Below are 23,331 nucleotides of genomic sequence, written 5' to 3' on the forward strand. Positions count from 1 at the left end.
AAGGTCGTATGCCGCTTGCCTGATGCTGACGAAATATGTGAACTACTACTTGTTGGATAAAATTATTACCTTTGGATACATATTTTGAAAAATGCCTTTGCTCACAATCAATTTTTATTCCCAATTACACATAAAATCATGACCAATGAAAAATTTATTGTTGTTGTTAACCGTGTTCAGTGTTGTAGTAATAGGTTGTAAACAAGCAAATGAAACCAAAGAAGCCATTAAGCTCGGAAGCGAACTCCAGAAAATGGGTGAGGAAATGGAAAAGGGATTGGAAGAGGGTAAAAACAAAATGGAAGCAAGAAGGGCAAAAGGCGATACCCTGCCTATGCACTACGACAAATTGAAAGAATTTTTACCCAAAGCAATCAGAGATTTTACCCCTGATGGCGACCCAAAAGGGCAAAGTATGACCATGCAGGCTTACTCCTTTTCTACCACAGAGCAGGAATATAAATCTCCCGACGGTAGTGAACTTAATATTATTTTGCATGACTACAACGGACTGCCGCAATTGTATGGCATGGCTACCATGATGCTCAAATCAAAAATGACCTATGAAAACGACGAGCAATCGGTCAAAACACTCAATTTAGGAATTGACGGAGTTGGTGCTATGGAAACTTACGGCAAAAAAAACAAAGAAGCTCAGTTGGTGATTGGAGTTGGTGAGCGCTTTTTTATTACCATGACTGCTAAAAAACAAAATGATACTGAGTTGTTAAAAACGGCTGCCAAAGCAATGCCGCTTGGTGAAATGGCCGAAATGTAGTTGTCGGTTTAAGGGAAGTTTTCCCGCCTGTTTCTTCCCAATCACCCCATAAATTATTGAAAAAAACCGAATTTAGCTTAAAAAAGACGGTTGACATAGCTTTATTGCAGGGGTACTTCAAGTTAATGCAGGGGTGCAATAAGTCTTTGCAGGGGTACATCCTTCTAATGCAGAGGTGCATTAAGCTATTGAAGAGGTACTTCCGGTTAATGCAGGGGTACTTCAAGTTATTGCATAGTTGCAATAAGCCAATGCAGAGGCGATTTAAAGCATTGTAAGGGTGCAATAAGTCTTTGCAGAGGCAAATGATGTCATTGCAGGGGTGCAATAAGTCTTTGCAGAGGCGATTTAAAGTGATTCAGGGCTGATTTGTAGCATTGCAAAGGTAAACCAAGTTTTCGCCGGGATGTTTATGACTGACAATATGGCATGATGGTTTGAGGTTTGAATAATCCTGCAAAAAATCGTCAATTTCTATACAACAGCCTATTTTGGAAACGCAGAGTCTGTTGCTAAACAACAAACTTAGCGAGATGCAATTAGCGAATCTACGTATATCGGGCTATAAAACAGGACACTGAAAGTTATAAAAAACAGGCGGCTAATCGGCTGGAGGATACCCCCCTGCAAATTAGCCGCCTCAAAATTTGAAACCAAGACATCAGGCTTTACCAAAAATCGACTCAAGCTTAGTGGTTTCGACAGGTACCCATGAGTTTCACTTTTGTTTTGTAAGAACTTGGGCAATCCATCAAATTATAATAGTTAGAACCTTCAATCGTTGCGTTAATCGTCAATTTTTAAAAAATCACCATTCATATTAAAAACAAGGTCCATGTCGTTGTCGAGTTTAATCTCCTGATTTTTGTCCTCTTTTTCCCAACCGATAATATAGTTTTCAGTAAAGTTGGTAGAAATATAAAGCAGAAGCTTTTCAGGTACAACACTGTCAGGTAGTTTTGAAATCCCGTCTATGTCCACAATTTCATGTTTCTTGTTAAATTCAAGAGTAATGCTTTCATCTAAAATCAATTCATAGTTATGTTTAAACCCCTCACGATCCTTAGTTACTTGAAGAATGTTGTTGTTCGGAAAATGAGCTGTTACATAATCTTGAATTTGTGAAGGCAAATCAGAGGCTGAAACTATAGACTCTTTGTCGCAACCCGAAAAAGACAGAGAACCGGCGGCCAATGCCATCCCTAAAAATAATTTGTACGCTTTCATAATTGATTGTTCTGTGGTGAATTATAATTTTTTTGTGAATTTTTGATGTCTAAAAGTCAATTGCTTTAGTAGGCAGTCGAGCTGCTAAAAATGCCAAATCCATGTAAAACATAAAAAAAGGAAGTCTGCTTAATCGGCTATTCTGCTTAGAATATTGCCCGCGGCATCATAAGCGACTTTCCACTTTTCTTTGAAGGCTTTTAGCTCAACGATATAATTGACTTTATCTCCTTCCGTAACTTTTTCAGAATCGTCAATCCGGTAGCCGCCAAAATCGGAGTTAATTTTAGTTTGAATTGTTTGCGGTAAATCGAATTTTGAGATTTCTTCTTCATGCCTTGCCAGTTTACCTGCATTGTCAAACCATCCTTCGTGTTCGGTTCTCAGAATGCCTGTTTCAAATTCTACTTTATACTTGTCGCCGTCCATTTCCCATTCTATATCATAAGCTTTAGGAAACATCTGTTGAAATCCATTAATCACCAATGAGGGGATTTGGCTTTGCATGATATTTTGGGCCTGAATAGCACAAAGGTTGAATAGCATCAAGGTAACAGCTAAAAAAAATACTGACTTCATAACTTGAATATTTTGGGTGATGCCGCAAAGTAAGAACCCGATTCTGGAAACAATTTGGAAAACAAAGGGAGTTTCGATGTTTTTTAGAAATTGTTGAACCGGATGGAAAAGCAATGTTGTTGGTTTTCGAAATGATAGGAAGGTGTAAATTCATACAAACTACATATTGCTTTGACAATGGCCAATCCCAGTCCAGTGCCTGCTGAAGCAGTGCCGGATTTAAAAAACCTTGTAAAGATTTTTGCTTCGTCTAATGGTTCGGGTATTCCGCTATTACATACACTGAATTTGTTAGCCGTAATTTTAATTTCGGACAACCCATTTTCGATGTTATGAAAAACCGCATTTCTAATTAAATTGGAAACAACTATTTGAGCAAGAGCAGGATCCATTGAAACTGACAATTCTGCTGTTTCCTGAATTGAGATTTTGATGTTTTTAAAATCAACATATTCATTCAGATCGTCTATACATTGCCTCACAATATTATTGACCGAAATGGTTTGATGTTGATGGAATTGATGATTTTCAATTTTGGTCAAAAGGAGCAATGATTTATTCAGTCTCACCAATCTATCAATGATGTTCAATATGTCGTCAATTTCTGTTACCTGAACTTCCTCCAACCCACCTTTTTCAACCATCATTTCCAACTTATTGGTAGCAATAGCTAAGGGTGTTTGCAACTCGTGCGTAACATTTCCAATAAACTGTTTTTGTTGTTCATAAGTAGAGAGGTTTTGTTTCAAAAAGTAGATCACTGCATTTTGAAGGTCTTGAAACTCTTGGGTTGATGTTTTTACCTCCGGCAGTTTTTTGCTGCTTCCGAGCCGGTATTTTTTCAGTTGATTCAGAAAATGGTAAAAAGGATTCCATAAACGCTGTACCACTATTTGGTTGATAATAACTATGCCGGCAAGCAGAATGAGGTATAACCAGATTGATTTCCAAAACAACTCGTTGATCAAATCTCCTTCTTCGACCATCGAATTAAATACCTTGAGTTCGTAATATTGACCGTTATTTTCAAAAGCAGTCGAGAGCATTCGTACAGGTTCTTCTTCCAAATCTTCATCGTCTTCGTCCTGCATTAGCAAAATGGTATCTATATATCTGTCTTTTGCTGACATGGCTTGGATTTTACTGACTTCCTGAATGGCAAAAAACCCTTCGTCAAACTTATTCTTCTTCAACAACATGCTATCTTCGAGCGCATTGTAAATGATTTGGCGCTTATAGTGCTCTAAACCCTCATCAATACTTTCTTTTATTTCGTCGAGCATATTGTAATAGAAGCCAAAAGCCCAAATGCCAATAATCAAAAAAATTGAAATTGAAACGTAAATTATTGATTGGGTGAACAGTTTCATTTCTCACTCATTTTGTACCCGATACCATAAATTGATTCGATTTCAATGGATGCTTCGGCCGATTGTAACTTTTTGCGAAGGTTTTTTATCTGGTAATAGATAAAGTCAAAGTTATCGGCTTGATCTATATTATCTCCCCAAACATGCTCGGCAAGGGCTGTTTTTGTTACTAACCTGTTATTGTTGAGCATGAAATAGTTAAGAATGTCGAATTCTTTTCTGTTCAGTGCTAAATTTTTGTTATTCACCATCAGGCTTCGCTCATTTATATCCAAAACAAGGTTGCCAATTTCTATAGTATTTTTTCCGCCATTCAGTTTTCGTCGCAAAACAGCTTTTACCCTCGCATTGAGTTCTGCTATATGAAATGGCTTTGTCAGATAATCATCTGCCCCTATATCAAGCCCTTTCAGCTTATCGTCCAGCGAATCTTTGGCGGAAATAATGATAACATTAGCCGATTTGTCTGATTGTTTCAATTGACCCAATAATTGAAAACCACTACCGCCTGGAAGCATAATATCAAGCAAAATGCAGTCGTAGTCATAAATTGCAATTTTTTCGACCGCTGAATGAAAGTCGCTTGCTGTTTCAATCACAAAATGTTCCTTTGATAAGGAATCAGAAAGTGTTTTTAACAATTCTCTTTCATCTTCAACGATTAGTATTTTCATAAGCGCAATGAATACGATAGAATTTTGGAAAGATTCTGGAATATGTACAACTTCCTTAACTGACCAATCTAATTGCCAGAATTAGTTTAGACAGAATGTAAACTCAGTTTACCCTACAATATTAACATAATTATTATGCCCAGGTAGCTGTTTGTAGTAGGTAACTAATCTGTGTTTGGGCAAAATACACAGACATAATGATAATCTGACCAAAACAATTTGCAGAAAACAACTAATAAATCTGAAAAAAGATAATTTACCAAGGTTTTCATCCTAAACTGCTTGATGTACTACTTCTACCAAACCATCAATAGCAATTAATATATCTTGTTGAAAACCTGATTAAAAGGGGAAAAAACCGGTTTCATTCAAAAATTGGAAACAGGGGTTAAACAGCCAAATCCATGGGCTAATCTAATTTTCTATGACGATTTCTTCGATTTTGCCGTTCATCACCAGTACGGTGGTTCTGAAATTGCCGCCGGAGGTGTTTAATATCCCAATCAGGCATTTTGCACCGTTGGGGGCAACAGTTTCGTGTTTTTGGTTAAATCCTGTAGGTTGGTATTGAGAAAAAAATTCGCTCAACTTTTTTGTCGCAACTGTTGGGGTTACATGGTCTTCATCGTCCGGCAAAATCAGGTCTATTTTTGACGCAAAAAACGGGGATAATGCAGTGGCATTTCCAGATTTGAGCGCACTTTTAATATTCTCCATAGTACTGCCTTGCCCGTTGACAGGAACATATAAAAAGGCTGTGAGCAATAAAATAATACTAAATAATTGGATGGTTTTCATTTTGATGGTTTAAGTTTTGATATCCGTATAGAACGTTTTTAATACACTTACAGGTATATTGACGAGGCAAGTTGCCGATAGTTACTTTTCAAAGGTTAAATTTTTAACAACAATTTTCAGGCCAATGCAAAAGACAGGGGTAACTTTTACCGGTAAGGACAGGTTTTGTAAAAATCAGACTTTTTGTTGGCCGGTGATTTCGTTAAAATGGTAAATTTGCCCGAAAAATTAATTGAAGTAAAATACATGTTTCATAACGATAAAGTCATACTGCTTATTTTAGACGGTTGGGGGCATGGTTTAATCCCTGAAGTCAGTGCCATCGCACAAGCTGATACCCCGTTTATTGACAACTTGTACAAAACCTGTCCAAATGCCGAACTGATTACCCACGGACCGGCAGTCGGATTGCCTGAAGGTCAAATGGGAAATTCAGAAGTAGGTCATCTCAATATCGGTGCCGGAAGAATAGTTTATCAGGAACTTCAGCGCATTCAGGCTGCCATTGATGACGGCTCTCTTGCCAACAACAAAGTGTTGAAAGCTGCCATGGACTATGCACTAAAAAAAAGCAAACCTATTCACCTCATCGGCTTAGTGTCTGACGGAGGCGTTCATTCGCATATCAACCACCTGAAAGGATTGTGCGATATTTTCAAACAAGGTCAAATCCCAAAAGTATTTATCCATGCTTTTACAGACGGTCGGGATGTTTCCCCCACCTCAGCAAAAGGCTATATCGAAGACCTTCAAGCTTATCTGCAACATTCAGACGGGCAAATAGCCTCGATTGTCGGACGTTATTATGCCATGGACCGGGACAAACGTTGGGAGCGAATAAAAATAGCTTACGACCTGCTTACCCTGGGTTCGGGATTTCCGGCTCAAAACCTGACTGATGCTATTCAACAATCTTATGAACAGGGTATTACAGACGAATTTTTAAAACCCATCGTTGCCTTAGACGAAAACGGGCAACCTTTGGGCTGTATCAGGGAAGGAGATGTGGTAATCAGTTTTAATTTCAGAACCGACCGGTGCCGCGAAATTACCGCCGCATTAACCCAACAGGATTTTCCGGAATTTGGAATGTACACTTTACCCCTGCACTATATCACCATGTCCCGGTATGATGACACCTTTACCGATATAGGCATTATCTTTGAAAAAGAACATCTGAATCATACCCTTGGCGAGGTATTATCGGAAAATGGTAAGCGTCAAATTCGGATTGCGGAAACCGAAAAATACCCTCATGTAACTTTTTTCTTCTCCGGCGGACGCGAAGCTCCGTTTGAGGGCGAAGAACGTATCATGATTCCTTCTCCCAAAGTGGCCACCTACGACCTGCAACCCGAAATGAGTGCTTTTGCCATTACGGATGCCATTCTCGAAAAAATTTCGGAAAAAAAGGCCGACTTTATTTGCCTGAACTTTGCAAATGCCGATATGGTCGGTCATACCGGTGTGTTTGCCGCAGCGGTCAGGGCGGTTGAAACCGTTGACAGTTGCACCAAACGTATTGTTGAAGCAGCTATGCAACATGGTTATGCTGTCGTGATCATTGCCGACCATGGCAACGCCGATATCATGATTGAACCTGACGGCACCCCCCATACTGCCCATACCACCAACCCGGTTCCCGTCTTTTTGGTGGGTAACCATGTTAAAGGCAGACTGAAGAACGGTAAACTTGCCGATATTGCACCCACTATTTTAACCATTATGCAACTGCCTATACCGCCGGAAATGACCGGGGAAGTGTTGCTTTTTTAGTGGATAATGGTTAGTAGTTAAGTAATAAGTGGGTGGTCCCCCTCTTTAAAGAGTGATGTCGTTGGAATTGTGGGGTATTCTTTTTTGCTAATTTGCGCATCTTTGCAGCCTTTCATCTGTTATCAGTAATCAAAATTAATAAATTCATTGCGACCTGCTACCCCCATCATCTTTCCAGCGTTATTCCCGAAAACAAGCTCTTTGTTTTTGGCAATCGGTTTATCACTGTTGATTTTAACCGGAGTTTCCGGCTGCCTTGGTTCGTCAAACGAGACTGACCTTATCAGTAAAAGAACCCCGTACTTTAACCTTGAAACTTATTTTACTTCCGAAATTGACCGGCTGTCGAAACAGAAGACAACGCTTGACAAAAAGGCTTCGTTGAATGGTAAAACCGAAAATCAAACCCTGCAAAGCGTTGACTGGGAAAAAGAGCTGGCAATTTTTTCATTGTCAGATATCAATAAACCTGCATGGCGGGATAAATACGCTGCCGATACTTCTGTTCAAGGGCAACAAACCACGGTTACCTATACCGCTACAGATACAGAAATGCGCACCCAGTCTATTAATCTCGTTTTTGACCATAACACAACAACCCCTAAATCCATCACCATTTTCAATCATGCCGACAATTTTGTTTACCAGCTTTCAGAAAACCTGACCTATCAAAGCAATTCCGGCTACCAAATACAAACCACCCAAAAAGTCATCCTCATGTCTCCGCAAACTTTTAATATTGAGGCAAGGTTTAAGTAGGCCTGCATGGTTAATTTTTTGCCTCTAAAGCCTTATGTCTAACTTTTTAAACCGCAAAACAAGATTTGACTACTTCAGAGCGCATAAAAACCGAAATTTTACCCACGATCCCCAACAACCCGGGTATCTATAAATACTTTGATGAGGAGGGAACAATATTATATGTCGGTAAAGCCAAAGACCTGCGCAAACGGGTAAGCAGTTATTTTGTCAAGGCGCATGAAAATGGTAAAACCCGGATTTTGGTCGGTAAAATTGCCAGAATAGAATTTACCGTAGTCGAATCTGAACAAGATGCCCTTTTGCTGGAAAATGTATTGATAAAAGAGCTGCAACCCCGTTACAATATTCTGCTCAAAGACGATAAAACCTACCCCTATATCTGTGTTAAAAAAGAGCCGTTTCCCAGGGTTTTCCTCACAAGACAGCTTGAAAAAGACGGGGCTGAATACTTTGGACCATATCCCTCTGTTGTTCAGGCGCGCAACATCATTGAAATGGTGCATCATTTGTTCCAGCTTCGCACCTGTGCTTTGTCACTAACTGCCAAAAACATCGCTGAAAACAGGTTTAAGGTTTGTTTAGAGTTTCATTTGGGCAATTGTAAAGGCCCTTGTGAAGGCAAACAGCCGGCAGATGAATACAATGAAAACATCCGCCAGATCCGCAAAATCCTGAAAGGCAATATTGCTTCGGTGATTAAGTTTTTAAAAGACAAAATGCTGGAATATGCCGAATCGTTTGATTTTGAAAAGGCGCAAGCAGTTAAAATAAAACTCGACAGCCTGCAACACTACCAAAGCAAATCCATGGTGGTAAATCCCGCGATCAACGATGTGGATGTATTTAATATTGAAGAAAATGAAAAACGCGCTTATATCAGTTTTTTCAAGGTGGTCAATGGCTCCATTATTCAAACCAAAGTGATAGAACTGGTAAAAAAATTGGACGAAACACCCGAAGAACTGCTCACCTTTGGAATAGCAGAAATGAGGCATCAATTTAACAGCAACTCCAATGAACTCATCCTGCCCTTTGACCCGGATTATCCCGACAAAAGTCTTAAAATTACGATTCCTCAAATCGGCGACAAGCGCAAACTCTTAGAACTCGCCAAAAAAAATGCCTTTTACTACCGCAAACAATTTGAAATTAAAGACCGGCAACGAAAACGACCGGAAGAGCAGCGATTTGAAGTGCTCAACCAACTTAAAAAAGACCTCCGGTTGACCGAATTACCTCAACATATAGAGTGCTTTGACAATTCAAACCTTGGAGGCAGTTTTCCGGTTGCTTCTATGGTCGTTTTCAAAGACGGCAAGCCGGCAAACAAAGAATACCGGCACTATAAGATCAAAACCGTAGAAGGTCCCAATGATTTTGCTTCGATGACCGAAATTGTGCGCCGGCGATACAAAAGGCTGATAGAAGAACATAAAACGCTCCCGCAACTCATAGTAATAGACGGGGGCAAAGGGCAACTGAGTGCAGCAGTCGAAAGTCTTCGGGAGGTAGGGATTTATGAGAAAGTAGCGGTGGTAGGTATTGCCAAAAAATTAGAAGAAATCTATGTGCCAAACGACTCCTACCCTCTCCATATTGACAAGCGTTCACCAAGCCTGAAACTCATTCAGCATATCCGCAACGAAGCACACCGGTTTGCCATCACCTTCCACCGGCAGTTGCGGGCCAAAGGCACCTTCCAATCCGGTTTGGAAAACATTCCCGGCATTGGCGCTAAAACCACCGAAAAACTGCTCACAAATTTTAAGTCTATCGAAAACATCAAAAAAGCCGGAGACGAAGATTTGAAAAAAATTTTGAACATCAAACAAATTCAAGCCCTGAAAGTCTATTTTGATGCTATGGACGAATAAAGATTTGGGTTAAGGTCAGAAACTCCATGAAATTAAAACTACGCAGGTAGTGTAAAAAAGCTAAATTGAGTGTGGTATTTTAGACAAAACTAAAATTCGTTCTGAACACGTTCAATGTTCCAAAAGCTGACAGGTTTCACGCTCTCTTAACCAACCACATGACTTCCGTCGGATTGTCTGAAAACTATCAAAACAACGGCAAGTTAACCCTGCCAATACATAAAAAACCCTCTTTGTCGCTGCCTTTCCGACAAAGAGGGAGGTGTTTAAGGGTTCATGGTTTCAACCCTGCCTTAATTTACTCAAAAAATGAAAAGATTGGAGTGGTTTTTCATGCCGGCATTAAGTGATGATGATATGAAGGTTGGTGTTTAAATTGGATTTGGTTGATTATTTGGAGTTGGGATCCAATTTTTTCAATTTGTTGAAGGGCGTAGTCGAGTTGTTGTTTGTTAAGTCCGGCAGTGATGGTTATTCTCAGGCGGGTCAGTTTTTTAGGAACAGCAGGGTAAGGCACAGCATTGACCAAAATTCCTGCCTGATGCAGTAGTTGGGTCATCAATTTAACTTTATAATCGTTGCCGATAATGAGCGGAATAATGGCGGTTTGAGTATGCCCGACATTGAAGCCCATCATTTGCATTTCAGTTCTGAAGTAGGTGATGTTTTGGTGAAGTTGTTCGATGATATGAGGTTCCCGGTCTAAGATGTTGAGTGCTTCTAAAATTCCTGCCATTACAGGAACTGCGGGAGTAGTAGAAAACATGTAAGCACGGCTGGCAATCTGAAGATAGTCTATCAGATCAGCTTTTCCTGCAATAAAACCACCCACTGCTCCAAGTGCTTTGCTGAAAGTACCCGAAATCAGATCTACTTTTCCGGTCAGCCCGAAGTGGTCGGCAGTTCCTCTGCCATTTTTACCAATGACCCCGGTAGCATGAGCATCATCCACCATCACCCATGCCCCATTTTGATGAGCTATGTCAATAATTTGGTCTAAATGGGCAATATCGCCATCCATAGAATACACCCCATCAATAATGACAAGTTTGTTTTTATGTTTGGCAGCTTTTTGCAGGGCGATACTGAGCGATTGCATATCGTTGTGCTTAAAGTAGTAGCGGTTGGTATTGGTACATCCATCCATCAGACTGGCGTGGGCATACATATCACAAATAGCAGCATCTTTTTCTGTTAGCAAAGCGCGAATAGTGCTGAAATTTGCTCCATATCCGGATGAAAACAACATGGCTTTTTCTGTTCCTTTGAATTGTGCAATTTTTTGTTCTAATTGGCTGTGCAATGGGGTCGTACCGGTAAACATGGGCGTACTTCCTGAACCTAACCCGTACTGATAAAGGCTTTTGGCTGCGGCAGCTATGATTTGCAGATGTTGCGAAAAGTTGAGGTAATCGTTGGAAGACAGATTGAGCATGGGGGTCTCATCGGCATAGTTATCGGGTTTAACCTCTGACATCACCTTACAACCGGTATTTAACACCCGTTTGTAGGAATAGTGCCCGCAGTTGTGAATATCGGTCAGGTAACTGCACAAAATATCAATGCGTTGTTGCAGGTTCAGGTACTGCAATTTGTGGTCGTGCAAGGTTTCGAATAATGAGTATTCTTTGCTGCAAATTGAGCCGTGTGGACTGAGTTGGAAAGCAAGGGTTTGTTCCTTGCCGGATTCGTCTGTGTAAAGATAGGTTTTCATTTTTTTAGTGATGAGTTATGAAATATGAAGTAAATCGAACTGGGTAGCACAAATTTTTTTTGAATGGTCGCCATCTTCAATACTGTATCAAAAAGCAGATCCTTATGCGAAAGCAAGTTGGTCTTGCTGAATTTTGTTTTGTTGTTGGGTGAATAGATAAGTATTGTTGATGATCTGGAGGTCAGATGCTATTCTTTCTATTTCCTGTAGTGCATAGTCGAGTTGGTATCTTGCGAGGCCGGCAGTAAGTGTCAGACGAACACGGGTCAGTTTTTTGGGAACTGCGGGATAGGGAACGGCATTGACGAGTATTCCTGCTTGTTCTAAACGGTAGGTCATTTCTTTAACCTTGTAATCGTTGCCGATAATGAGAGGAAGGATGGCAGTCCGGGAGTTGCCTATGTTAAAACCCATACTTAGCAGTTGAGTGCGGCAATAGTTGATGTTTTGATGAAGTTGTCTGATCCTGTAAGGCTCCTGGTCTAAAATGTTAAAGGCCTCAATGACCCCGGCCATCACCGGAACAGCCGGAGCTGTTGAAAACATATAGGCACGACAAGCAATTCGGAGGTAGGCTATCAGTGCTTTGCTTCCGGCGACAAAACCACCGACAGCACCCAAAGCTTTGCTGAAAGTACCGGAAATCAAATCTACTTTTCCGGTCAGCCCGAAGTGGTCGGCAGTTCCTCTGCCATTTTTACCAATGACCCCGGTAGCATGAGCATCATCCACCATCACCCAGGCACCGTAGTTGCGGGCAGTTTGAATGATTTGTTCCAGCGGCGCAATATCTCCATCCATCGAATAAACCCCATCAATAATCACAAGTTTGTTTTTGTATTTGCTTGCTTTTTGGAGAGCCTGTGCAAGCGAGTCAATATCGTTGTGTCTGAAATAAAACTTGTTGGTATTTGTACATCCATCCATCAGGCTTGCATGGGCATACATATCGCAAATAGCAGCATCGTTGTTGGTAAGCAGTGCCCGGATTGTGCCGAAGTTTGCTCCATAACCCGAAGAAAACAGCATGGCATCCTCTGTACCTTTAAACTGAGCAATTTTTTGTTCCAATTGACGGTGCACATTCGTAGTTCCGGTAAACATTGGAGAACTTCCCGAGCCTAACCCATAGTGTTGAACCGCAAGGGTAACAGCATCTTTTACCTGCTGATGTTGCGACAAATTTAGGTAGTCATTGGAAGACAGGTTAATCATGACTTTTTCTTCCATAGTTCCGGATTCCATGATTTTGGTGGTTGTTTTGCAACCCGATTGTACCTGTCGTCTGAACGAATAATGGTTGGTAGTTTTAGCATCGGTGATATAACTGTTCAAAATCTCGATGCGCTGCTCAAAACTAAGCTGATGCAATTGTTGGTCATATAAGGTTTCGAGCAAGGAATATTCCTTACTGTCAATCTGACCATGATGGCTAAGTTTGAAACTGATTGATTGGTTTCCGGTTTCGTCTGTGAAGTTGAAGTTTTTCATGTTTTAGTTTTTTAGTTTTGGTTTTGGTTTTTAGTTATGGTTAGTGAATAGTGAATTTTGAATGGCGAATGTTGAATGTTGAAGTGTGAATTCACCCCTTTAACGCGTTATTGCGGACTTGCTCGCAATCTCCAACCTCTTGTACAATATCTTGTAAAGCAATTTCAAGAGCAATCATACACTTTTCACCAAAAATGCTAACCCTATACGTCTTATGCCTTATGCCTAACTCAATACCTTACCTGTGGCACTCCGATTTTACTGGCATTGGGTTGGTAAAGGTTAAAGTCGGCTACGGTTACTTGTTTGTCAAGGTTGGCATCGGCATCAGTATATTGGTTGATGGCGGAAACTTCGGCAGCGTAGAAGTTGAAATCGGCAACGGTGATGGCACCGTCTGCGTTGAAGTCTCCGGCAAAAAGGACGAAAACTTCATCATTCAATTGTTTTAATTGATTCGGTCCATAAGCCTGATAAGAACTGATAGAAAAATCATATAGTCCGTTATATGGAAAAGTGATGTATTCATCGCTCAGGATTGCCAGATGGTTGCGGTGGCGGATAACAAAGTGATAGGGAGTTCCCGCTTTGAGGTTGTCAAATTTAATTCCGGGATTTCCGTCAATGTCCTGAACAGTTCCATCCGACATCAAGAATGCTGCTGCTTGTTCTACTATCTCAGGATTATTGATTCCATTTCTAACTTCTACCAATATCCAATCGGTTACATTCGCAGGAATTGAGGTTATTTTTTCAGCACCCTGATAGTTCCACGGAGCGGTGTTGTAGGGTTGGTGCAATGGCATTACACTCGTTCCGTTTTGCAGATGTGTGGTCATCGCATTTCCTATATAAGGGCCTTCCAGAAATAACTTGATTTGTAGCGGGTTTCTGTAAACCTGATGAAAACCCTGAGTTAGGGTTTTACCCCCGGAAGTCAGAGTGGTGCTGACAGGTTCGGCTATGGTATAAGCAATAGAGCCTGTGTTGGTTTGGTAAAATGTGCCCCCGTTTGCAATGACCTGATTACTGATAGATTGAGCGTTGATATAGATGGAGAAAAGAAAAAACAGGAGTGTGACGTGCAGATGTTTCATGTATATTAGAATGAAAACAGGGTTAAGAAAATTGGGTTTTAACATGGCTTTCAGGTTAATAGCGTTTGGCTATTCTTTAGCTAAGGCTTTTTTGAGTTGATTAATTTCTTTTAGTAAAAGGTCAAACTGATCTGCTTTGGTTTGCAGGATTTGGGTTTGTTGCTGAAGCTGTTCGATGATGACTTGTTGTTCCTGTACTGCTTTTACCAAAGGCATGACAAATGCGCTATAACTCAACCCATACAAGTCGTTGGCGTTTTTTGGCTGGTAAATTCCACTGAAATCATAGTTGCTGTCTTTGGCAGCCTGATGTACTTCCTGGGCAATGAAACCGGTCATTTTGATTTTTTCCACATCGTATTTGCCCTCCCAATCAAGCGTGTCGGGTTTTTCTTTGCCGTATAGCATCTCGTTTTGGCGATGAATATTGAGGTGATAGGTAACCGGTCGTAACTTTGATATAAAGGCAATTCCGGGAACATCTTCGGCAACATCGTCTTTTATCCGTGCATCGCTGTAGGTTGTAGGTAACACCTGCATTTTAACGGCAGAAACACTGCTGTTTCCAATTTCAACTGTATTACTGACACTGTTACTTGTCCCAACTCCAAATCCCAATCCGGTATAGTTGTTTAAGGTTGAATTAATTGGATAGGCATTGTATCCGAGAGCAGTATTGTAATTGCCTGTAGTGTTGGTTAGGAGTGAGCGACTGCCTACTGCTGTATTTGAGTAGCCCTGATTGTTTGTCGAAAGTGAACTTGATCCTATTCCGGTATTGTGATATCCGATATTATTTGACAATAAAGATTTGCTGCCTACTGCTGTATTTGATGAAGCATGTGTGGTATTCAAAGCACCAAGACCGTTGTTATAAAGTGCGCTGTCGCCAACAGCTACGAGGTTGTTTTGGGTTTGGCTGTTCATAAGTGCCTGCACACCAACGGCAACATTTGAGTATCCGGTAGTATTGTAAAACAAAGCGCTTCGGCCTATTGCAGTATTATTGCTCCCGGTAGTCGAATTGTGTAAAGCACTGTAGCCAAAAGCGCTGTTGAAGTTTCCGGAAGTGTTGATGTAAAGTGCCTCATATCCGCTTGCAGTATTATTGCTGCCGGTGGTATTGGAAAACAAGGTTCGAATACCAAGTGCACTGTTGCTATCGCCCGCAGTATTGTTGTTCATTGCATTGTCTCCGATGGCAGTATTGTATCTTCCGGTGTTGTTTGCGGGGCTACTGCTACCTTCCAGTGCTTCGTAGCCCATGGCAATATTGTAAGTTTCCCGTCCGGTAGTGCGGTTATCGGCATAATACATAGCATTGAATCCAATAGCAATACTTCGGTTATTGGCTTTATTATTTACAAGACTATTCGAGCCTATTGCTATGTTATAAGTTCCAGTAGAATTGTCTCGAAGCGACTGATACCCAAGAGCAGAATTAAAATCGCCGGAACTATTATTGTTCATTGAAGATTGACCGATGGCGGTATTATTTTCCCCGGTGTTGTTAAAATTTAGGGAATATGCGCCGATGGCGGTATTTGAATATCCTGTGATGTTTGATTGAAGCGATTGCCGTCCGATTGCGACATTGTTAAACCCTGTGCTGTTGGTTTCTAAAGTATATACACCGATTGCAACATTGCCGTTACCGGTAGAATTTTCGAACATTGCTTTTGTTCCTATAGCTGTATTAAATTTGCCCGTATTATTGGAAAGAGTGATACTTCCCTTCAAAGTTTCATAACCAATAGCTGTATTATAAGTGTATTGTCCTGAACTGCTATTATCAGCATTTGCCATCGAATTATATCCTATGGCAATACTTCTACCGTTGGCTACATTTCCGAACAAGCTGTATGGCCCGATAGCAATATTGTCCGAGCCGGTTGTATTATTGTAAAGGGATTGATAACCGAGAGAAGTGTTTCCCAGACCGGTAGTATTAAATCGCATGGACGACCCTCCCCAAGAAGTGTTATAGGTCAACGAATTGATTTCACCTGCCTTTACTCCTGCCACTTTGAACATTAGCGGTTGAGCGTCGCTTGTGCCAATGTAGTTTGAATTGGGGTTTGTGCCTCCATTACCGGTTAATTTCCAACTGTTCCCGCTTTCAGCGGAATAAAGTGCGTAGGGTACACTAAGCAACTGCGTTGTTCCCATTTCTATATAAGTGTAACCGTTGTTTGCCCCATCAGTATCCATAGCAACACTTATATATTTATCTCCATTACCCCAAGCAACAGAAGTAAATGTACCGCTAAGGACAGTACCTGTTCCGATTTCAAGGTTGAATAATCCGAACTGATTGGTGGAAACATCGTGTCTTTCGCTGTAAACAGTTATTCCCATTGGCGCTGCTTGATTAATACTAATGAGGATGGAAATATCTGAATTGACAATCGGGCTACCTGTTGCATCTCTGGCAACGGCTTGGTAACTGAACTTTTGTGGTGTTTGAGCCTGAGTAAGGAAACTCATGAACAGTAAACATAAAGCAAGGAGGCAGAAATAATTTTTCATGGCTATGAATGTTTTTAATAAATTGTAGTTGTCTTTTTGTGGTCAAACTTTTTTTCTTTGTCTGATGCTACAAAATTATCCCGCCCCTTATCCATAAAAAAGTAGTATTTTTGGGACTTCTAACAACCGATTTAAACGGTTTTGGAAATAAACCATTGATTATCAATAAGTTATACTAAATTTAAAGCCGGAGAATTATGTACAAAAACAGGTTAATTTTGTTGCTGAAAACATTTTCGCCTGAAGAACTCAAACAGTTCGGACATTATGTGGAATGTCCTTTGTACAATAGCAGTACTAAAGTGATCGAATTATACAAGTTGCTTGTTAAGTCCTACCCGGCTTTTAACCAGGAAGCTGTTGATAAACTGAAGATTTTCAGAACCATCTATAAAGGCAAACAATACAGCAATTTGCAGGTATTGTACAACCTAAGCAATAAGTTGTTTGAGCTTGCAAAATCATTTGCAGCCCATTGCATGTATCAAACTTCAATTCAGCAAGAATTACTTCTACTCAATTATCTGTTCGTCAGGGACAAACGAGGGAGCTTGTTCCAAACATTATTGCCGGCTATTGAAAAAAAGGTGGACAAAATGGAACTGGGGGTCGAGTATTTTTACGCCCATTGGATTTTTGAAAAAGGCAGGGAGATGAAAATGCAACATCATCATTTATACAAGCGCAAAAAAATAGTACCCAATATTGAAACCTGGCATTCTGTTGACCATGCAGGCAATTTGTATTTGGTCAACCTGATTAACTATATCGCTTCATTTTACAGAATCAGAAAGGATTACAATGCCGAGCTTCCTTATCCATACCATATCTCTTATGTCGAAAAGCTCTACGAATCTCTCAAAGAACGGGTACATCCGTTTGTTACTCTTGAGTTTTTGCGTTTAAAATTAGTGCATTATCAGCGGGACGAAGATTTTTTTGCTTTCAGGGAAGTGGTATTTCACGCTAACATAGAAGTTAGCAATGTTGTAAAATACAATATGTTTACCACCTTACTGAACTATTGCAATGCAAACAGTTCCAGAAATAGCAGCTACTCGGAACAATATCTCGAAGTAACGGAAAAGGCAATTTCGGTAAATGCCTATTTAATTCCCATCAACAAACAACAGGCAATCGAACCGGGTCATTATATCAACTTTGTAAAACATTGCATCCGTTTGAATCATTTGAACTCTGCCGATGATTATATTAACCAATACCGCGAATTAGTGTGGGATAAATACCGGAACAGCGCTTATCATTATGCCAAAGGTCAATTGGCCTTTTGCCGAAAACAATACGATAAAGTGTACGATAGCCTTCATGAGATTCAAGTTGGCGAAGCCGATTTTTTTTACATGCTGACTGCTATGCTGCGAGCCAGGTTATACTATGAACTGAACGAATGGTTATTGTTGGAGCCACAATTGGAATCAATGCGACAGTATCTGGTGAAAAACCGGGGCAATACTTCAAAAGCGCAGATAAATTCACAAATTCATTTTGTCGTTTTGTTGCGAAGACTGATGAATCTGCATCATCAGGGCAGCCGGAAACGATTGAATCGTCTGAAGGAAAAACTCCTGTCTGTTCAGGTTATTCATAAAGATTGGTTGTTTGAAAAATTCAATCTCATTGAAGCAGCCTATAGAAACAAATAGTTTAGATGAATTTGCTGTTAAAAGCCTTCTTTTTGTCAGGATTTACGGCCCAGATCGGCAAAACCTTTCCACAATATATCCAAATCGGTATAGGGGTGATAGTTTTTGGCATACAGCAGGTTTAGCCTTTGTTTGGTTATGGAATCATATTCCCTCCCGGGCAGTTCGTCTAAAGGGGAGAGTATTCCTTTTTTGAGGCGGGGAAGGGTAATCGTTGTATGATCGTCTTTTTGTACGGGCGCAAAACCTATCCAGGTGCGGCTGCCGTTCAATACCTGCCACCAATTGTACAAAAAACGCATTCTACTGCGAATCAGCAGCAGCATAAGAGGGAGCAAAACAAGCATTGCCAGACAGGTGCAGAGGTCAAACAACCGTTTGTTGCGCCGGTATCGCGACTGACTAAGGTTGAGGTTGATATCAATGGTATAAAGGTCGCCGGCAGTATTTTTTGAATTGCTTCCTATGATACTCAGACTTTCGGGGGGTACAATTTTGTAATCGAGCTGTTGCCCGATGTCAATCATAAACTGCAAGATTTGCTGTGAAGGCAAGTCGAGCGCACAAAAGATAATCTCATTTACCTTATAAATACCTGTGATTTCTTCTAATTGACGGGTAGTGCCAAGAATATTTTGATTTTCCTGTTCCGGTTTGCCGGCAGTTGTTGTGATTTCCGGGATAACGTATCCTGCCAAATCAATATTCACTCCCGATTCATATAACATGTTGCGAACCCGCAAACATTCATGAAGACTTCCGACAATCAACGCTCTTTTGGTCTGTCGCTCAGTTTCGAGATTGAGATTTCTGTAATGGATAAAATGCAATAACATTCTCCAACCACTTAGGGCAAATGCCGCCCAAGCCATGCCCAATAAAATCATCCCTCTTGAAAAACGAAGGGATTCGGGTAAAAAACCATAAACTGCCGAAATCAGCACAGTTCCTGCCAATATTCCGCGCACAATCCGGCTTAGCCGCAACGGGACATCATAGCCCCCGCTCAAAAAAACAGTAAGCAGCCAAATCAGAATATAAAGCGGCACGTTGATGAGCATATACTCCGGCGCATAGGTTGTTCCTTCGGCTACTTTCACATTTTCCTGCCAAAAATCTTTAATGAGGTACATCCCCCCGTAAATAATGGCTGCATCGGTCAGGGGTAGCAAAAGCTGCCGCACAAATCTTTCGGCTACCGTCAGCAGGGCTTTCAGGTATATTGCCAATTGAATGCTTAAAACATAATATCTTGCCCCGGAGGCAGAAAAATGTTTTCGGGCAAAAATGATCATGGCGTTGTAAAAAAGCCGAACATAGTTCAGGCTGCCTTTTTTAGTGCTTTCACCTTTATAGTGTATGATGCGGGTATGGGGGAAATAGTAGTTTTTATATCCGGCTTTTAGTATCCGGTAGGACAGGTCAATGTCTTCACCATACATAAAAAAGGTTTCGTCTAATAATCCTGTTTTATCCAAAACGGATTTGCGAATTAACATAAAAGCACCGGAAAGTATTTCTATCTCATTGGTTTCATCGTTGTTCAGATGTCCGAGATAATAATGGTTAAAGACTTTTGAACGGGGGAACAAGGCAGATAATCCTGTCATTTTGTAAAATGCCGTTGCCGGAGTTGGCAGCCCTCTTTTTGATTCGGGAAGGTAACCACCTTTGCCATCATACATTTTAACCCCCAACCCGCCTGCATCGGGGTGTTCATCCATAAAGGCAAGGGTTTTGGTAAAGGTATCTTCCTCGACCACCGTATCTGGGTTCAACAACAATACATATTCCCCTGTTGCTATACTGATTCCCTGATTGTTGGCGGACGAAAACCCAACATTCTTTTTGTTGGCAATTAGTATGACTTCCGGAAATTTTTGCTCAATCAGTTCAACAGAACCATCAACCGAGTTATTGTCAATTACAATGACTTCAACTAACAAGCCTGCCGATGCTTTTCGAACAGAAAGCAGGGCTTGCTCGATAAAGTATTTGACGTTGTAGTTGACAATAATCACCGATAGTTTTACCATAATTAAAGCGGGGTGGGAAACATCAGGAAAACTTGCAGATGATTGTTTGAACAGGCTTAAAAATTGGGGAAATGTCGTATTTGCGCAAATATAACATCTTTAAAAGCAGGTAAAACAAATTAAACGGTAAATTTGTGTGAATTCTGCACCATCACTGCGGTAAAACCAATCATATTCTAAACAAATTTACCTGTCTGCCAAATGTACCAAAGTATATACAAAATTGCCTCTCTGTTTTGCTCTGTTATTTTGTTAGTGATGCTTTATCCGAATAATGTTGTGGCTCAAAGCTCCTGCCCGGATGGCGAGTACGAAATTTTGGTAGAGATTGTACCCGATTCATGGGCTTCGTCCGAAACAAGTTGGGAAGTTCTTAACACAGCCGGCATACCGGTAATAAGCGGAACCGACGAAGGCGGGAGTTTTTGCACTACCCTCGAAGAGGCCTGTTTGACGTTTAATATTTACGATACTTATGGTGATGGTCTTATCAATGAAGGGGGGTATCAGGTGTTTTTTGACGGCAATCTTGTTACTTCAGGGGACAATTTCGGATATTTTGCCAGCTACGATTTTGGAGAATGTCCCGATGGATACTCTTGTCATTTTCCTATTGATATCTTTTCCGGAAACTCCTATTATGCCGTAGCGCCCAATACCTGGTACAGGTTTGTTCCCGATACTTCCGGCCGCTTTTTAATCACAACCTGCAATACCCTGTTTGCCTGCAATACCGGTATATGGATGTATGATTATTGCGACAATCTGCCTTGGGCAAACAATATGGAAGCGAGTATTTATTATTCAACCGAAGGATGCGACCCCCATGCAAGCCTCATGGCAAACCTGCAAAAAGACGAAGTGTATTATTTGCGTATTGGCGATATCAGCGGCAGTTGTATTGGCAATCCAATTTATTGGGATATTGAATATGATGGGCCGATTAGTGGTTGTACCGATCCATTGGCTTGTAATTACGACCCGGTTGCAACGGTTAATATTGAGGGATCGTGTTTATATCCCGGAGACCCGGCCTGTCCAAATGGTCCCGATTTAATAGTTGTACAATCTGAACTGGAAAGTTCCCTTAGCTATTCAACCCTGAACAATACCGATGGTTGTTATATCGAAGAAGGTTGTATGTCGGGCTATGGGGTCAGAGATTTATTGCGGTTTACCACCCATATCAAAAATATAGGCAATCAGGATTACTATATCGGTGTACCGCCTGCTTCACCTTCCGGCAGCGACGAACAGTGGGAATGGGACCCTTGCCATAGCCATTGGCACTATGAAGGCTACGCAGAATATATGGTGTATGATGCCAATGGGCAGGAAATTCCGGTCGGATTTAAAAACGGTTTTTGTGTGATGGATTTAGAGTGTTCTGATGGTGGAACTTATAAATATAACTGTGGCAATCAGGGAATCAGTGCAGGATGCGGAGATATTTACCACTCCTCTTTAGGTTGTCAATGGGTTGATATCACCAATCTCTCCTCCGGTATTTATACATTGGTGGTACGGGTAAACTGGGACCAAAGCCCCGATGCACTTGGACGTATAGAACTCGATCATTACAACAACTGGGCGCAGGTTTGTATTGAACTGACCCGTGACGATGAAGGTAATATCGTGTCGGTAACTCAGGTAACCGATTGTGAGCCTTATACCGATTGCTTGGGTGAAATTTACGGAACAGCGCAGATTGACTGTGAAGGCAACTGTGGCGGACAAAAACTGATTGGCGACCTTGAACCGGACGGCATCTACCATACCAACGACGTGTTCGCCTACATGACCGGAATTGTGAGCGATGACTTAACGGCATCTGCTTGCAACGACCTCAATGGAGATGCTCAAATCAATATTGCAGATGCCGCTTTATTGCTATCCTGTTTTTTGCAAAACAACGGCACACATACACATCCGGGTGGAGGAACTGCTCATAATCATTGCAATTTCCCAACTCCTCAGATCATTAACCCTTTTGGTTTGGTATCGGTTAAGTTGGAAAACATCAACTCCGAAGAAAACTATGTTGACATTTATGTGATGTCGCCTGTAAACTATCTGGTTGCCTATCAGTTGCAAATCAGCGGACTTCAGATTGCCGGAGTTATTCCTATTTTAGAAGACCCTCTCTATAATGCAGATATTTTATTTAACCCTGAGGGCACTATTTTAGGGGTATCGGTTACCGAGTCAAGAATTGACCGTTATTTAGAATTCATGCCGTTCCTGCGCGTTTATTACAGCGCTGTTACGGAAGAACAGGTTTGTCTGAGTGTTACAGGCATGATCAACGACAATTACGAAGAAACTGTAGTGGAAGTAGTAAACCCCTGCCTTCCTGCCTTTTTACTGACAGATATAACTCCTGATACGAATGTTCAGCCAGGTAATGTAAAGATATTGCCTAATCCATTTTCAAAAACAACAATGCTTTATTTTACCAACACTGCGCAACATTCGTTTACCCTGCAAATCAGCGGGATTGACGGGAAGGTGGTAAAAACCTGTAATAATATTACAGCGTCAAATATAGAGATAGATTTATCTCAATTGCCCTCGGGTATATATCTGTATCGCTTGATGGATGGAAAAACGATTCATACCGGCAAACTCGTATCGCAGTAACAAAAAGAAGGGAACTAAGATATTGAGGTTCTTGTTTGATAGAAAATGTTAACACCACAAACCTGTATGGTGCTGAAAAGGATTACGGTCAACGCGGTACTAAATACAAAGAAAAATTTTTCGAACGATAGGTCTTTTTAACAGGAAAAGCTATATTTGCCTTTCGTAATTATTAACCTAACTCAGGCTTCGGTAGCCCAACTGGCAGAGGCATATGTTTCAGGAGCATACCAGTGCGGGTTCGACTCCCGCCCGAAGCACAAACAGTTTTTATCGTTTCACGATGTATTGGCATCATAAAACAAGAGGGAGTTGCCCCCCT

General features: G+C 41.0%; 16 protein-coding genes and 1 tRNA gene. 7 read left to right on the top strand and 10 right to left on the bottom strand.

Going from position 1 to position 23,331, the window contains the following annotated elements:
• The first annotated feature begins 145 nt into the window (after positions 1 to 145).
• On the top strand, positions 146 to 778 hold the full coding sequence (locus IPM47_00155) for a hypothetical protein (GenBank protein ID QQS29402.1): 633 nt from the start codon (positions 146 to 148) through the stop codon (positions 776 to 778).
• Positions 779 to 1,564: 786 nt separating this feature from the next.
• On the opposite strand, the gene IPM47_00160 is transcribed toward IPM47_00155, so the two are convergent.
• From IPM47_00160 to IPM47_00180, 5 genes are all read right to left on the bottom strand, one after another.
• The gene (locus IPM47_00160) at positions 1,565 to 2,005 is read right to left on the bottom strand and encodes a PepSY-like domain-containing protein (GenBank protein QQS29403.1); all 441 of its coding nucleotides are present in this window, start codon (positions 2,003 to 2,005) and stop codon (positions 1,565 to 1,567) included.
• 129 nt (positions 2,006 to 2,134) lie between these two features.
• Complete coding sequence (locus tag IPM47_00165) at positions 2,135 to 2,584, bottom strand: PepSY-like domain-containing protein (protein QQS29404.1); 450 nt, start codon at positions 2,582 to 2,584, stop codon at positions 2,135 to 2,137.
• Positions 2,585 to 2,667: 83 nt separating this feature from the next.
• On the bottom strand, positions 2,668 to 3,954 hold the full coding sequence (locus tag IPM47_00170; GenBank protein QQS29405.1) for a HAMP domain-containing histidine kinase: 1,287 nt from the start codon (positions 3,952 to 3,954) through the stop codon (positions 2,668 to 2,670).
• The gene (locus IPM47_00175; protein QQS29406.1) at positions 3,951 to 4,628 is read right to left on the bottom strand and encodes a response regulator transcription factor; all 678 of its coding nucleotides are present in this window, start codon (positions 4,626 to 4,628) and stop codon (positions 3,951 to 3,953) included. Before IPM47_00175 ends, IPM47_00170 begins: the two co-directional genes overlap by 4 nt.
• A 414-nt stretch (positions 4,629 to 5,042) precedes the next feature.
• Positions 5,043 to 5,426, bottom strand: a complete 384-nt coding sequence (locus IPM47_00180; protein ID QQS29407.1) for a DUF4783 domain-containing protein — start codon at positions 5,424 to 5,426, stop codon at positions 5,043 to 5,045.
• Between the two features lie 246 nt (positions 5,427 to 5,672).
• On the opposite strand from IPM47_00180, the gene IPM47_00185 reads away from it, so the two are divergent.
• The 3 genes from IPM47_00185 to uvrC all read left to right on the top strand — a co-directional run bounded on the left by IPM47_00185 (position 5,673) and on the right by uvrC (position 9,838).
• Positions 5,673 to 7,202: a 2,3-bisphosphoglycerate-independent phosphoglycerate mutase gene (locus tag IPM47_00185; GenBank protein ID QQS31351.1), complete on the top strand. Its 1,530-nt coding sequence runs from the start codon at positions 5,673 to 5,675 to the stop codon at positions 7,200 to 7,202.
• 207 nt (positions 7,203 to 7,409) lie between these two features.
• Positions 7,410 to 7,961, top strand: coding sequence for a hypothetical protein (locus IPM47_00190; protein ID QQS29408.1), 552 nt, complete (start codon positions 7,410 to 7,412; stop codon positions 7,959 to 7,961).
• An 83-nt stretch (positions 7,962 to 8,044) separates the two neighbouring features.
• On the top strand, positions 8,045 to 9,838 hold the full coding sequence (uvrC, locus tag IPM47_00195) for an excinuclease ABC subunit UvrC (GenBank protein ID QQS31352.1): 1,794 nt from the start codon (positions 8,045 to 8,047) through the stop codon (positions 9,836 to 9,838).
• Positions 9,839 to 10,169: 331 nt separating this feature from the next.
• Here the strand turns inward: uvrC and IPM47_00200 are convergent, their stop codons facing one another.
• The 4 genes from IPM47_00200 to IPM47_00215 form a co-directional block, all read right to left on the bottom strand.
• Complete coding sequence (locus IPM47_00200) at positions 10,170 to 11,552, bottom strand: aminotransferase class I/II-fold pyridoxal phosphate-dependent enzyme (protein ID QQS29409.1); 1,383 nt, start codon at positions 11,550 to 11,552, stop codon at positions 10,170 to 10,172.
• A gap of 102 nt (positions 11,553 to 11,654) precedes the next feature.
• Positions 11,655 to 13,043, bottom strand: a complete 1,389-nt coding sequence (locus tag IPM47_00205; GenBank protein QQS29410.1) for an aminotransferase class I/II-fold pyridoxal phosphate-dependent enzyme — start codon at positions 13,041 to 13,043, stop codon at positions 11,655 to 11,657.
• Between the two features lie 230 nt (positions 13,044 to 13,273).
• Positions 13,274 to 14,140 carry a hypothetical protein gene (locus IPM47_00210; GenBank protein ID QQS29411.1) on the bottom strand — a complete coding sequence of 289 codons (867 nt, stop codon included), beginning with the start codon at positions 14,138 to 14,140 and terminating at the stop codon, positions 13,274 to 13,276.
• A gap of 69 nt (positions 14,141 to 14,209) precedes the next feature.
• Complete coding sequence (locus IPM47_00215; GenBank protein ID QQS29412.1) at positions 14,210 to 16,669, bottom strand: tail fiber domain-containing protein; 2,460 nt, start codon at positions 16,667 to 16,669, stop codon at positions 14,210 to 14,212.
• A gap of 197 nt (positions 16,670 to 16,866) precedes the next feature.
• On the opposite strand from IPM47_00215, the gene IPM47_00220 reads away from it, so the two are divergent.
• A complete protein-coding gene (locus IPM47_00220) occupies positions 16,867 to 18,333 on the top strand; it encodes a hypothetical protein (GenBank protein ID QQS29413.1) in 1,467 nt (488 codons plus the stop codon).
• 35 nt (positions 18,334 to 18,368) lie between these two features.
• On the opposite strand, the gene IPM47_00225 is transcribed toward IPM47_00220, so the two are convergent.
• The gene (locus IPM47_00225; protein QQS29414.1) at positions 18,369 to 20,369 is read right to left on the bottom strand and encodes a glycosyltransferase; all 2,001 of its coding nucleotides are present in this window, start codon (positions 20,367 to 20,369) and stop codon (positions 18,369 to 18,371) included.
• A gap of 201 nt (positions 20,370 to 20,570) precedes the next feature.
• Here IPM47_00225 and IPM47_00230 point away from each other — a divergent pair, with 201 nt between their 5' ends.
• Together IPM47_00230 and IPM47_00235 are read left to right on the top strand one after the other, a co-directional pair.
• On the top strand, positions 20,571 to 23,009 hold the full coding sequence (locus IPM47_00230; GenBank protein QQS29415.1) for a T9SS type A sorting domain-containing protein: 2,439 nt from the start codon (positions 20,571 to 20,573) through the stop codon (positions 23,007 to 23,009).
• Positions 23,010 to 23,195: 186 nt separating this feature from the next.
• A tRNA-Leu gene (locus tag IPM47_00235) sits at positions 23,196 to 23,269 on the top strand.
• Positions 23,270 to 23,331: the final 62 nt, after the last annotated feature.

Source organism: Sphingobacteriales bacterium, assembly GCA_016700115.1.
Classification (GTDB): Bacteria; Bacteroidota; Bacteroidia; order Chitinophagales; family UBA2359; genus UBA2359.

Coding starts and splice junctions, on each gene's coding strand:
- IPM47_00160 (QQS29403.1), bottom strand. CDS start 2,005: ATGAAAGCGTACAAATTATTTTTAGGGATGGCATTGGCCGCCGGTTCT.
- IPM47_00215 (QQS29412.1), bottom strand. CDS start 16,669: ATGAAAAATTATTTCTGCCTCCTTGCTTTATGTTTACTGTTCATGAGT.
- IPM47_00185 (QQS31351.1), top strand. CDS start 5,673: ATGTTTCATAACGATAAAGTCATACTGCTTATTTTAGACGGTTGGGGG.
- IPM47_00200 (QQS29409.1), bottom strand. CDS start 11,552: ATGAAAACCTATCTTTACACAGACGAATCCGGCAAGGAACAAACCCTT.
- IPM47_00220 (QQS29413.1), top strand. CDS start 16,867: ATGTACAAAAACAGGTTAATTTTGTTGCTGAAAACATTTTCGCCTGAA.
- IPM47_00170 (QQS29405.1), bottom strand. CDS start 3,954: ATGAAACTGTTCACCCAATCAATAATTTACGTTTCAATTTCAATTTTT.
- IPM47_00230 (QQS29415.1), top strand. CDS start 20,571: ATGTACCAAAGTATATACAAAATTGCCTCTCTGTTTTGCTCTGTTATT.
- IPM47_00210 (QQS29411.1), bottom strand. CDS start 14,140: ATGAAACATCTGCACGTCACACTCCTGTTTTTTCTTTTCTCCATCTAT.
- IPM47_00155 (QQS29402.1), top strand. CDS start 146: ATGAAAAATTTATTGTTGTTGTTAACCGTGTTCAGTGTTGTAGTAATA.
- IPM47_00225 (QQS29414.1), bottom strand. CDS start 20,369: ATGGTAAAACTATCGGTGATTATTGTCAACTACAACGTCAAATACTTT.
- IPM47_00205 (QQS29410.1), bottom strand. CDS start 13,043: ATGAAAAACTTCAACTTCACAGACGAAACCGGAAACCAATCAATCAGT.
- IPM47_00180 (QQS29407.1), bottom strand. CDS start 5,426: ATGAAAACCATCCAATTATTTAGTATTATTTTATTGCTCACAGCCTTT.
- IPM47_00175 (QQS29406.1), bottom strand. CDS start 4,628: ATGAAAATACTAATCGTTGAAGATGAAAGAGAATTGTTAAAAACACTT.
- IPM47_00165 (QQS29404.1), bottom strand. CDS start 2,584: ATGAAGTCAGTATTTTTTTTAGCTGTTACCTTGATGCTATTCAACCTT.